Source organism: Acidovorax sp. Q11, from assembly GCF_054950075.1.
The window spans coordinates 107,766-120,000 of the sequence record NZ_JBUDZG010000014.1 but is presented as its reverse complement, the minus strand read 5'-3'; the positions used below and the strand labels follow the sequence as shown (position 1 = coordinate 120,000).

General features: G+C 66.0%; 10 protein-coding genes. 5 read left to right on the top strand and 5 right to left on the bottom strand.

The window, feature by feature from the left end; translation table 11 throughout:
* Positions 1 to 219 precede the first annotated feature (219 nt).
* Together ACYZGB_RS13245 and ACYZGB_RS13240 are read left to right on the top strand one after the other, a co-directional pair.
* Positions 220 to 693: a hypothetical protein gene (locus tag ACYZGB_RS13245; RefSeq protein WP_462388842.1), complete on the top strand. Its 474-nt coding sequence runs from the start codon at positions 220 to 222 to the stop codon at positions 691 to 693.
* 108 nt (positions 694 to 801) lie between these two features.
* Complete coding sequence (locus ACYZGB_RS13240) at positions 802 to 1,449, top strand: DsbA family oxidoreductase (protein WP_462388841.1); 648 nt, start codon at positions 802 to 804, stop codon at positions 1,447 to 1,449.
* A gap of 122 nt (positions 1,450 to 1,571) precedes the next feature.
* On the opposite strand, the gene ACYZGB_RS13235 is transcribed toward ACYZGB_RS13240, so the two are convergent.
* The 3 genes from ACYZGB_RS13235 to ACYZGB_RS13225 form a co-directional block, all read right to left on the bottom strand.
* Positions 1,572 to 2,021, bottom strand: coding sequence for a CreA family protein (locus tag ACYZGB_RS13235; RefSeq protein WP_462388846.1), 450 nt, complete (start codon positions 2,019 to 2,021; stop codon positions 1,572 to 1,574).
* Positions 2,022 to 2,080: 59 nt separating this feature from the next.
* Complete coding sequence (cphA, locus tag ACYZGB_RS13230) at positions 2,081 to 4,660, bottom strand: cyanophycin synthetase (RefSeq protein WP_462388840.1); 2,580 nt, start codon at positions 4,658 to 4,660, stop codon at positions 2,081 to 2,083.
* A 71-nt stretch (positions 4,661 to 4,731) separates the two neighbouring features.
* Positions 4,732 to 6,921: a cyanophycin synthetase gene (locus ACYZGB_RS13225; protein ID WP_462388838.1), complete on the bottom strand. Its 2,190-nt coding sequence runs from the start codon at positions 6,919 to 6,921 to the stop codon at positions 4,732 to 4,734.
* Between the two features lie 240 nt (positions 6,922 to 7,161).
* On the opposite strand from ACYZGB_RS13225, the gene ACYZGB_RS13220 reads away from it, so the two are divergent.
* The 3 genes from ACYZGB_RS13220 (at position 7,162) to ACYZGB_RS13210 (ending at position 10,753) form a co-directional block, all read left to right on the top strand.
* Positions 7,162 to 9,468: a cyanophycin metabolism-associated ABC transporter gene (locus ACYZGB_RS13220; RefSeq protein ID WP_462388836.1), complete on the top strand. Its 2,307-nt coding sequence runs from the start codon at positions 7,162 to 7,164 to the stop codon at positions 9,466 to 9,468.
* Positions 9,469 to 9,489: 21 nt separating this feature from the next.
* On the top strand, positions 9,490 to 9,984 hold the full coding sequence (locus ACYZGB_RS13215; protein WP_462388835.1) for a cyanophycin metabolism-associated DUF1854 family protein: 495 nt from the start codon (positions 9,490 to 9,492) through the stop codon (positions 9,982 to 9,984).
* Positions 9,985 to 10,321: 337 nt separating this feature from the next.
* Entirely contained in the window at positions 10,322 to 10,753 is a 432-nt protein-coding gene (locus tag ACYZGB_RS13210; protein ID WP_063459004.1) for a hypothetical protein, read from the top strand.
* 81 nt (positions 10,754 to 10,834) lie between these two features.
* On the opposite strand, the gene ACYZGB_RS13205 is transcribed toward ACYZGB_RS13210, so the two are convergent.
* Together ACYZGB_RS13205 and ACYZGB_RS13200 are read right to left on the bottom strand one after the other, a co-directional pair.
* A complete protein-coding gene (locus ACYZGB_RS13205; RefSeq protein WP_462388833.1) occupies positions 10,835 to 11,194 on the bottom strand; it encodes an EF-hand domain-containing protein in 360 nt (119 codons plus the stop codon).
* Between the two features lie 58 nt (positions 11,195 to 11,252).
* On the bottom strand, positions 11,253 to 12,188 hold the full coding sequence (locus tag ACYZGB_RS13200; protein ID WP_462388832.1) for a 5'-nucleotidase: 936 nt from the start codon (positions 12,186 to 12,188) through the stop codon (positions 11,253 to 11,255).
* Positions 12,189 to 12,235: the final 47 nt, after the last annotated feature.

Genomic DNA, 12,235 nt, shown 5'->3' with positions numbered 1-12,235 from the left:
AGAGATCATGATCGCGCTCCTGTCGAAGAAAGAGGCCGATTGCCTCGCTCGCCAACATAGACAGGGGCGCGATGTGTAGTTACTGTCAGGGCCTTCGCGGCGGGCTACCGCGCGAGCGGTTTAGTCCTCCGGCCATTAGCAGACGTTGCACATATGATGTTCTTCAAGCGACTCTTACGGAGAAGATATGAACCACTTCGTGGGGAGCAAGAGTCGCTCTTGGAGTTTGACAACGAGAAGTTCTGGCGTGTGTACACACTGGCCGCGGAACACAAGTCCGATCCGAGAAGGATCGAACTGGCACAGGCGCTTACGCTGAACCGCGATAAGCCGCGTATGGGTCTCAAAGGCACCTATGGGCTGTATGGGTCGCCTCAATGGTGGGACAGCATTAACCGGCGAAAAATGCCGCTTCGCTTCATTTCCGGCACTATCGTCGCGGTCTATGAAGCAGGGCAAGACAGCAAGACCGGCTTAAACAATGGGATGGAGCTTGATCTCATGACCGGCGGGAGAGAGCACTTCGGCATCTATACAAATAACAACAAGCAGGTGAAGCTGTTTGTCCCTGGTGCTACGGTATTGATGGTTGATGCCCTCGACGAATACAAGCGGCCAGAACATAACGGGCCTAGTTCCGGGATCACGCTCGAAGTTGCTATTAGCAAGCCTGACTCGCATCGCCTCGACTGAACGTCTGCTCAGGGCCCAAATCGCCCATTCACTACGGCAGTAAACCCGCCACCCCCACGGTTAACCCACCCCGCCTACCATGCGGTCTTTGCCCGCAGGAACCCCCCCATGCCCACCACCCTCAAAATCGATTTCGTCTCCGATGTCTCCTGCCCCTGGTGCATCATCGGCCTCAAGGCGCTGGAGCAGGCGGCGGACCGGCTGCAGGGCGAGGTGGCGCTGGACCTGCATTTCCAGCCCTTCGAGTTGAACCCGCAGATGGCGCCCGAGGGCCAGGACATTGGCGAGCACCTGCAAGAAAAGTACGGCGCCACGCCCGAGCAGAGCCAGAAGAACCGCGAGGCCATCGCGGCGCGCGGGGCGGCGCTGGGGTTCACCTTCAGTATGGACAAGCGCAGCCGCATCTACAACACCTTTGACGCGCACCGGCTGCTGCACTGGGCCGAAGAAAAGGGCGTGCAGCCCGCGCTGAAAAAGGCGCTGTTCAAGGCGTATTTCACCGACGGGCAAGACCCGAGCAACCACGAGGTGCTGGTGCGTGTGGCGGGCGAGGTGGGGCTGGATGCTGAGGAAGCGCGTGCGCTGCTGGCCTCAGACCGCTACGCCGACGAGGTGCGCGAGCGTGAGCAGTTCTATCTGCAAAACGGCATCCATTCGGTGCCTGCGATCATCGTCAACGAGCGCCACCTGATCCAGGGCGGGCAGCCGGTGGAGGTATTTGAGCAGGCGCTGCGGCAGATTGCGGCGCAGGGATAATGCTATATATTTAATAGCTTAAAAGGCATAATGGATGCGCGGTAGGGGCTGTTTTGACTCATCAAAAAAGGGGCCGATGGCCCCTTTTTTGATGGCGGGCCCTGCCCCCGCCTCGCGTTGCCTTACTTGCGCAGCGGGATGGCCGTGGCGCGGTCCACCGGCACAGCGGTCACGCTGTTCTGTGGCGAGCCGTCGATGAGCTTTTCGGAGTAGGTGAGGTAGACCAGCGTGTTGCGCGGCGCGTCCACCATGCGCACGATGCGCAGGCGCTTGAAGAGGATGGACATGCGTTCGCTGAACACTTCTTCCTGCTGCTTGAGCGGCGCGGCAATGTGGATAGGGCCGACCTGGCGGCAGGCGATCGATGCCTCGGCACGGTCTTCGGCCAGGCCCAGGGTGCCCTTGATGCCGCCCACGCGGGCGCGTGAGACGTAGCAGGTCACGCCTTGCACGCCGGGGTCGTCATAAGCCTCGACGATGATGTCGTGGTCGCGGCCGATCCACTGGAATGCGGTGTCCACCGTGCCGATTTTTTCGCCGGGCGCTGCCTGCGCTGTGCCAGCTGCGCCCATCCAGGCGGTGGCAGCGGCCAGGGCCAGCAGCGCCGAGGTGGCGGCTTGCTTGAGGGTGGTCACGCAGCGGCCCCGGCTTCGGTGCAGCGCTGGGCCAGGTGGGCCAGGGCTTCTTCGACCTGGTCCACCAGCACCAGGCACAGGTCGCCGGGTTGCAGGCGGGCCAGGGCGGTGTCGATGGCGATGAATTCGCCACGGATCTCTTCGATGTGCTTGGTGCGCGAGGCCCCGGCCAGGCCTTCGCGCAGCAGCGCCATCACCTCGCCATCGGCACGGCCGCGCTGGGCGGCGTCCTGGTACAGGATCACGTCGTCAAACGCGGCGCCCAGGATCACGGTCTGGTCGCGGATGTCCTCGTCGCGGCGGTCGCCTGCGCCACTGATCACCACGCTGCGGCGGTTGCCGGGCAGGGCGTCCACAGCGGCCACCAGGGCGCGCATGGCGTCGGGGTTGTGGCCGTAGTCGGCGATCACGGTGGCGCCCCGGTAATCCATGATGTTGAAGCGGCCGGGGGCGTTGTCGCTGTCGTTCACAAAGCCCGACAGTCCCCGGCGGATGGTCTGCCAGGGCATGCCCACGCCCCAGGCGGCGGCCACAGAGGCCATGACGTTTTCGACCTGGAAGCCGATCTTGCCGTTGCGGGTGATGGGCACGTCGCGCAGGTGGATGGTCTCGCGCCACGAACCTTCCGAGGCCACGATGGAGTCGCCGTCCACATACACGGTACGGTGGCCCTGGGCACGGTGCGTGACCATCACGGGGTGGTGGCGGTCGCTGGCAAAGTAGATCACCTTGCCGGGGCAGGCCGAGGCCATGGCGGCCACGATGGGGTCGGCAGCGTTGAGCACAGCGTAGCCCGTGGGGGCCACGTTCTGCACGATCACGCGCTTGAGCACGGCCAGGTCTTCCACCGTGGTGATGTAGTTCAGGCCCAGGTGGTCGCCCGCGCCGATGTTGGTGACCACGGCCACCTGGCAGCGGTCAAAACCCAGGCCCTCGCGCAGGATGCCGCCACGGGCGGTCTCGAACACGGCGGCATCCACTTCGGGGTGCAGCAGCACGTTGCGCGCACTCTTGGGGCCGCTGCAGTCGCCGCTGTCGATCTGGCGGCCGTTCACGTACACGCCGTCGGTGTTGGTCATGCCCACGCGCAGGCCCTGGGCGGTGAACAGGTGGGCGATCAGGCGGGCCGTGGTGGTCTTGCCGTTGGTGCCGGTGACGGCCACGGTGGGGATGCGGCCGTCGTCGCCGTGGGCGTAGAGTTTGTCGACCATGGCCTGGCCCACGTTGCGGGGCTTGCCGTAGCTGGGCGCCAGGTGCATGCGCAGGCCGGGGGCGGCGTTCACTTCCACAAAGCCGCCGCCTTGTTCTTCGAGCGGGCGCAGCACGGTCTCGGCCACCATGTCCACGCCGCAGATGTGCAGGCCCACCATCTGGGCGGCCGCCACGGCACGGGCGGCGACCTCGGGGTGCACGTCGTCGGTCACGTCGGTGGCGGTGCCGCCGGTGGACAGGTTGGCGTTGTTGCGCAGGATGACGCGCTGGCCTTTCTCGGGCACCGAGTCGGGCGTGAGACCCTGCATCGCCAGGCGGGCTACGGCGATGTCATCGAGGCGGATCTTGGTCAGCGAGGTGGCGTGGCCTTCGCCCCGGCGCGGGTCCTGGTTGACCACCTCCACCAGCTGGCGCACGGTGTGTTCGCCGTCGCCCAGCACCTGGGGCGGCTCGCGGCGCGCGGCGGCCACCAGCTGGTCGCCCACCACCAGCAGGCGGAAATCGTGGCCGGGCAAGAAGCGCTCGACCATCACGGTGCCGTAGTCAGCGGCGTTCTTGTAGGCCTCTTCGAGCTGGGCGCGGTCGGTGATGTTGACCGTGACGCCCTTACCCTGGTTGCCGTCTTGCGGCTTGACCACCACGGGCAGGCCGACCTTGAGGGCCACTTCCCAGGCTTCGTCCACAGTCTCGACCGGTTTGCCCAGGGGCACGGGCACACCGGCGGCGTGCAGCAGGCGCTTGGTCAGGTCCTTGTCCTGGCCGATGGATTCGGCCACGGCACTGGTCGAATCGACCTCGGCCGCCTGGATGCGGCGCTGCTTGGAGCCCCAGCCAAACTGCACCATGCTGCCGCGCGTGAGGCGGCGGTAGGGGATGCCCCGGGCCACGGCGGCTTCGACGATGGAGCCGGTGCTGGGGCCCAGGCGCTCGTCTTCGTCCAGCTCGCGCAGTTCGGCGATGACGGCGTTGGCATCAAAGCTGCCGTTGCCCAGCGCGGCTTCGATGAGTTGCTGTGCGTATTCAAACGCCTTGCGGCCCACGGCCTCTTCGCTGTATTCGACGACCACCTGGTACACACCCGCATCGCTGGTGGCGGTGGTGCGCGCAAAGGTCACCGGGCAACCCGCCTGGGCCTGCAAGGCCAAGGCAGCGGTTTGCAGCACATGGGCCAGCGAGACATCGCCGCCGCCGGTTTCGGGGTGCAGCGCGCCAATGGCAGGGAACAGGGCGCGCAGGCGGGCCTCAAACCCGGCCATCTGGCCCACGGCACGCTCGGCTTCCGAGCAGGCCACCACGGCTTCGATGGCCATGTGGCGGCTCCAGAGGTTGGGGCCACGCAGGGCCCGGGTGCGGGATACATCCATGGGATTTCTTTCAGTAGTCGTCGGGGCTCGCGGGCCGCGTTCCAGTCGAATGTGTGTTGCTGTGGGGGCTGTCAGGCGGGCAGCTCGGGCTCGAAGGTCTTGATGCCCGCGCCAATCAGGTCGGGGGCAATGTCCATCGCCCAGGCCGTGCCCACGGCAGCCAGCAGGGCCTCGGTGTCGGGCACCACGGCGTTGCGGCCAAAGGTGAGGTCTGCCAGCGCGCCCAGCACATGCTCGGCACTGCCCGTGGCCAGCACCACGCGGCCGTTCTTCACGAACACGGCGCGGCCGTTGTCCTTGGCGCGGTGGTCCACGATGGCGGGCAGCGTGCCGTCCTGTGCATACAGCACCACGTCGCCGTCGGACAGCGGGGCCAGGTCGGCCACCTGGGCGATGGCGGCATTGAGCACGGCAGCGCCTTCGGCCAGCACCACGTCCACCTGGGTGCGCATCACCTTGGTCATCTGGTCCTGCTCGTGCACGTCAAACTCGGCCAGCGTTTCCACGCCGTCCATGTCGGTCACCACGCCCACCTGGCAGCGGTCGTAGGCCAGGCCGTCGCGCAGGATGGTGCGCGCGTCGCTTTCGATCACGGCGGCCTGCACCATCTTGTTCATCAGCAGGCGGTGGGCGGCCTCCCAGTGGGCGCAGTCGGTGGCTTCCACGCGGCGGCGGTCCAGGAACAGGCCGTCGCGGCAGGCCAGGCCGGTGTGGTGGCCGCTCAGGTGCAGCAGCCAGGCCACCACACGCGAGATGGTGGCGGTGTTGCGGGTGCCCGCCACGCCCACCAGGGGGATGCGACCAACGGGGCCCTCATCGTCGCCTTCGGAGGGGAACAGGTGCTCTGCAATCGCCTGGCCCACGGGGCGGGGCGCGCCCACGGCGGGCTTGAGGTGCATCAGCAGGCCGGGGCCCGCGTTCACTTCCACAATTGCGCCGCCCTGGGTGTGCAGGGGCTTGGAGATGTCGCGCGCCACCATGTCGATGCCCGCGATGTCCAGGCCCACGACCTTGGCGGCCAGCTGTGCGATGTAGGCCACCTCGGGGTGCACATCGTCCGTGCAATCCACGGCCACGTTGCCGTTGCGCTGCACCACCACCTGGCGGCCCGCAGCGGGGATGGAGTCGGCGGCCAGGTCCTGGCGCTTGAGTTCGAGCTGCACCTTGGTGTCGGTGGCCAGGTCGATGATCTCCAGCGGGTACTCCTCTTCATAGCCCCGGCGGGGGTCGGAGTTGAGCTGGCTGTCGATGAGTTCCTTGACAGTGTTGCGGCCGTTGCCGGTGATGCTGACCACCTCGCCGCGCGCGGCGGCCACCACCTTGCCGCCCACCACCAGGATGCGGTGCTCGTCGCCGGGGATGAAGCGCTCGACCATCACGTCGCTGCCCTCGGGGTAGGCCACGTGGTAGGCGGCTTCGATGTCTTCCTGCTTGCGCAAATCCAGCGTCACGCCCCGGCCGTGGTTGCCGTCCGAAGGCTTGACCACCACGGGCAGGCCGATGTCCTGCGCGGCTTCCCAGGCTTCTTCGGGGCTGTTTACCACCTGGCCTTCGGGGATGGGCACGCCGCAGGATTGGAGCAGACTCTTGGTCAGGTCCTTGTCGCTGGCGATGCCTTCGGCGATGGCGCTGGTGAATTCGGTCTCGGCCGTCCAGATGCGGCGCTGGCTGGCGCCGTAGCCCAGCTGCACTAGGTTGCCGTCGTTCAGGCGGATGTGGGGGATGCCCCGGTCGGTGGCGGCGGTGACGATGCAGGCGGTGCTGGGGCCGAGGTACTGGTCGTCCACCTCAGTGCGCACGCGGGCCACGGCGGCGGCCACATCAAAAGGCTGGTCGTTGATGGCCGCCATGATGAGCGCATGGCCCTGGGCCAGTGCCACGCGGGCCACGCTTTCGTCGCGGGCGCGGAACACCATGCGGTACACGCCGCGCTGGCTGGTGCTGCGCGTCTGGCCAAAGCCGGTGGGCATGCCCGCCAGGTTGAGCAACTCGATCACGATGTGCTCCAGCACATGGCCGCACCAGGTGCCTTCCTGCAGGCGCTGCAGGAAGCCGCCGCGCTCGCCCACACCACAGTGGTGTTCGATCAGCGCGGGCAGCCAGGTGGTGAGGCGGTCATTGAAGCCGGGGAGGGTGTTGGAGGGGTAGTCCTCCAGCTCGCCCAGGTCCAGCCAGACTTCCAGGACCGGCCGGTAGGTCCAGATATTCGGGCCCCGCAGGTAGTTGATGCGAAGCAGTTGGATGTCGTTGAGTTTCGCCATGGATTGCAGCGGGTGTGTTTCCGGCCTTGTAAGGGCTTGTGTGGAAAAAGGGGACGAAGGGGGACTTTGTTGGACGATGATTGTGCGCCAGCCCGGGGCCTGTTCGCAGTGTCAGCCAAATGGCTGCCGCAGACGTTATAGGAGGATGCCGTCGCACCGTGGCGTGCAGTATCGGTGAGAATTCCCGCTTTCGCGAGTTCGGTCACCGCAGGCTGCCGGTGGCGGAAAACCCAACCAAAAATGCAACATCACCATTCTGTGGACGCCTCGGGTGTCTTTTCTGGCCCCGTGGGGGGCGAATTGCGGGCCATGCTCGCTTCCAAAGAGAACGTGCTGGCTGCGTTACAGGTTGACCTGAGCACCGCGCTGCGGTTTGCGACCGGCTGGGTGGTGGTGACGTCCGAGCGTCTGCTGGCCTGCGACCCCGGCACCACGGTCTGGCGCAGCTGGCCCCTGGGCGACGGCCTGGCCCTGCGCCTGCACGACCATGGCGGGGTGGGTTCGCTCGAACTGCATGCCCCCCAGCAGCGCCTGGCGCTGTGGCGTTTCACGCTGGCGCACCATGCCCAGGCCCTGCGTCTGGTGCAGCGGTTCGATCAGCAAGTGGCCCGGGGCGGAAATGCGGCCCAAGACGAGGACGACGAGCCCGCCTGCCCCACCTGCCACACCCCCTTGCCGCCCGACACCGAGGAATGCCCCGCCTGCGCCCGCGCCCAGCCGCCGCAGACCTCCACCTGGGTGCTGCTGCGCCTGTGGCGCTTTGCCCGGCCTTACCGCAAGCAGCTGGCCACCGGGTTTGCGCTCACCCTGGCTTCCACGGCGGCCACGCTGGTGCCGCCCTACCTGACCATCCCGCTGATGGACGACATCCTGATCCCGTTCCAGAACGGGCAGAAGATCGAGCCCGGCCTGGTCATGCTGTACCTGAGCGGCCTGCTGCTGTCGGCCCTGGCAGCCTGGGGCCTGTCCTGGGCGCGCACCTACATCCTGGCGCTGGTGTCCGAGCGCATCGGTGCCGACCTGCGCACCACCACGTACGAACACCTGCTGCGCCTGTCGCTGGACTACTTTGGCGGCAAGCGCACCGGCGACCTGATGGCGCGCATCGGATCTGAAACCGATCGCATCAACGTTTTCCTGTCGTTGCACGCGCTCGACTTCGTCACCGATGTGCTGATGATCGTGATGACGGCGGCCATCCTGTTCTCCATCAACCCCTGGCTGGCGCTCGTCACGCTGGTGCCGCTGCCCTTCATTGGCTGGATGATCCACACCGTGCGCGACCGCCTGCGCACCGGGTTTGAAAAGATCGACCGCGTGTGGTCCGAGGTGACCAACGTGCTGGCCGACACCATCCCCGGCATCCGTGTGGTCAAGGCCTTTGCGCAAGAGAAGCGCGAAGCCCAGCGTTTCCGTGACGCCAACCAGCACAACCTGGAAGTCAACGACAAGCTCAACAAGACCTGGAGCCTGTTCACGCCCACGGTGTCGCTGCTGACCGAAATCGGGCTGCTCGTGGTTTGGGCGTTTGGTATCTGGCTGGTGTCGCGCAACCAGATCACGGTGGGTGTACTCACCGCCTTCATCGCCTACATCGGGCGCTTCTATGGCCGCCTGGATTCGATGAGCCGCATCGTCTCGGTCACGCAAAAGGCGGCCGCAGGCGCCAAGCGCATCTTCGACATCCTGGACCACGTAAGCAACGTGCCCGACCCCGCCCAGCCGGTGAAGGTGGACAAGGTGCAGGGCGCCATCAGCATGCAGGGCGTGGGCTTCCGCTACGGCAGCCGCGCGGTCATCAAGGGGCTGGATCTCGACATCCGCCCCGGCGAGATGATTGGCCTGGTGGGGCACAGCGGCTCGGGCAAGAGCACGCTGGTCAACCTGATCAGCCGCTTTTATGACGTGAGCGACGGGTCCATTCAGGTCGATGGCATCGACATCCGCCGCTTTGCCGTGGCCGACTACCGCCGCCACATCGGCCTGGTGCTGCAGGAGCCCTTCCTGTTCTTTGGCACCATTGCCGAGAACATCGCCTACGGCAAGCCCGAAGCGACGCGCGAGGAAATTGTGGCCGCCGCCCGTGCCGCCCATGCGCACGAATTCATCCTGCGCCTGCTGCACGGCTACGACTCGCTGGTGGGTGAGCGTGGCCAGGGGCTGTCGGGCGGCGAGCGCCAGCGCATCAGCATTGCGCGCGCGCTGCTGATCGACCCGCGCATCCTGATCCTGGACGAGGCCACCTCGGCCGTGGACACGGAAACTGAGAAGGAAATCCAGAAGGCGCTCGACAATCTGGTGCAAGGCCGCACCACGATTGCCATCGCCCACCGCCTGTCCACCCTGCGCAAGGCCGACCGCCTGGTGGTGATGGACCGGGGTGAAGTGGTGGAGGTCGGGCCGCACGACGAACTCATGGAAAAGCAGGGCGCCTACTGGCGGCTCTACGAAGCCCAGGCGCGCCGCGCCGAAGAAGACGCCCAGGCGGCCGGGGTCATCATCGACAGCAGCCTGCTGCACCCTGCCCACCCTGCGGGCAATCCCTGAAAAGTTGTGAGCGAGCTTGCCATGAACGCACCCCTGACCCCGTCGTCTACGCCTGCCTTCCAGTTGGCGCGCAACCCCCATGGCCGCCTGGTTCTGACGCTGCCCGACGGCTCGGAGCATGAAGGCGTCACCCCCGTGCGGGCTTTTCCCATCGCCGCGCCTGGCGAGGGGCTGTCGCTGGTGGGCGCGGATGGCCATGAGTTGTTGTGGATTCCGCATGTGGACCAGGTGGCGGGCCTCGCTCGGCAGCTCATCGACGAGGAGCTGGCGGTGCGCGAGTTTGTACCCACTATCGAAAAAATCGTTGCGGTGTCGAGTTTCTCAACGCCCAGCACCTGGCAGGTGGAGACCGACCGGGGTCCGGCCAGCTTGGTCCTCAAGGCCGAAGAAGACATTCGCCGTCTGGGTGGGCGCACCCGGCTGCTGATCGCAGGGGGCGACGGCATGCAGTTCCGCGTCAAGGACACCACCGCGCTGGACCGGCACTCGCGCAAGCTGCTGGAACGTTTTCTCTGACCGGCTCGGGGCCTTACAACCCGAGCTGAGGCCCCTCTTTTCTCTTTTTGGGTGCGCTGAGCGCCTCTGGGCGCCCCCCGGCGCATTGCCAACACGCACAAAAGCCACAGGCTGATCCCGTGGTTGTGATCGCCTGTGCGCTCAATCCTTGTTTTCAGCCTGCATCAGGCTGGTTCATGGCCTGAACCCCCTTTGAAATCTAGGTGAAAACCCTTTATTTGGGCCAATCGGTGAAAAAGACCTAAATTTCCCCTTCTTTTTGCCGTTATGAATTACGAAGACGTCGGAAAACCCTCTGCACGCCAAGACACATTCATTCACCATCGGGGCCACTGCCATGCAAATGCCACCTGTCGATCGATCGCCGAGTTGGCGTCCTCAGGGCGCTGATTTGTATTCCACTGGCGCCTCCGGCGCGCCGCCGGTGCGGCCCATCAATGCGCCCAACCCGGTGGAATCCATGGACCGCCTGGGCGAGGGCGCCGTCGTGCGCGAGCCCGACAAGCCGTCTGCCCCCGACACGGCCAACCGGGACTGGACCGAGGTCAAGAAAAAGGAAACGGTAGAAGAACCCCCCGAGCCGCCCAAGGAGCCCATCTATAAGCAGCTGCTGGAACTGATCCAGTCGATGTGGCGGGCCAGTGGCACGGCGGTGGAGGTGGCGCAGGACATCAACAAGATGACCCTGCAGGAGCGCATGGCACAGCAGGTCAAGAACGAGCCGCTCACCTACTCAGACCCCAAGGTCAAGCGCACCGGTGGGTTGTAGTTTGCTATACCAAATATAGCTATCAAGGCTTGATGGACGCGCGGTAGCGGCCAAATTTGCTTGTAATTTCACGCCATGGCATCACGGCCGAGGCGATGAGGCGGCAGCTGCCGCCTGGGCGGCGGCCCGCTGCTGGTCCCGCTGCTCCCGGTATTTGGCGGCAAAGACCCGAACTTCCTCGTACGACACATAACCATCCTTGTCGGTGTCCGCGTCATCGAACGCGGCCGCCAGCCGGGGAAACAATTGCACCTCGGTGCGGCTGAGTTTGCCGTCGCCGTTGAAGTCCAGCATCTTGAAATCACGCTGGGCCTTGGCTTCCCCTTTGGTGGGCGCGGGCGGTTGTGTGTCGGCGTCAGGTGTCTGCGCCCAGGCTGCGCTGCAGGCTGCGATCCAGAGGGAGAGGGCGGCCACGCAGGCCCGGGTGATGGGGGTGTACAAAAAAGGGCTCCTTGGACGCGGGCGGTGGCCCGACCCTGACAGACCGCGAACCGGGCGGTCAGTTCCCGGCGGGGCGCGCCGGCACCGTGTTGGAGATGCCGCTGTTCACATGCCCGGCCGGCACATGGCGCGCGGCCGAGGTCACGTGGCCCGTCTGGTCGTCAAAAAAGAAGTCGGGCTCGAACTCGCGCAGGAACTCGCCTTTGGGCAGGCCGCCCAGGAACATGGCCTCGTCCACATTGATGTCCCAGTCCATCAGCGTGCGGATCGCACGCTCGTGCGCCGGCGCGCTGCGCGCCGTGACCAGGGCCGTGCGGATGCGCATGCCCGTGGTGCTGCCCGCCTCCCCGGCGGACTGCAGCCGGTGCAGGGCGGCGAGCAGGGGCTTGAAGGGGCCATCGGGCAGCGGCAGGGCGGCCTTGTCGGTTTCGTGCTGCTGAAAAGCCGCCAGACCCTGGGCCTGGTACACGCGCTCGGCCTCGTCGGAGAACAGCACGGCGTCGCCGTCGAACGCGATGCGCACTTCGGCGGGGTTGGCGTCACCCGCCTGCACGGATTCGGTCACCACCCGCGCCGCCGGGTAGCCCAGGTGCAGGGCCTCGCGCACATCGGCTTCATTGGCCGACAGGAACAGGTGGGCGCCCAGCGGCCGCAGGTAACGGAACGGATCGCGCCCCTGTGTGAACACGCCACGCTGGATGGTGGGCAGCCCGTGCGCGTGGCACGAGCGGAACACGCGCATGCCACTGACCGGGTCGTTGCGCGAGAGCAGCACCACTTCCACGCGCTGGTGCTCGGGCGTGTTGAAGGCGAGCAGCTTGCGCACCAGCGAGAACGCCACTCCCGGTGCGGCGGGCACATCCAGCCGCTGGCGCTGCAGGTCCACATAGGCGCGGTCGTTGTCCTTCTCGAAAACGCGGTTCTCTTCCTCAAAATTGAACAGCGCGCGCGAGGAGATCGCCACCACCAGTTTGTCGTCCAGGGTCACCGCCATACGTTAGAGCGTGTTATGCACTTTTACGTGCCCGCGAAAGCCGGAGA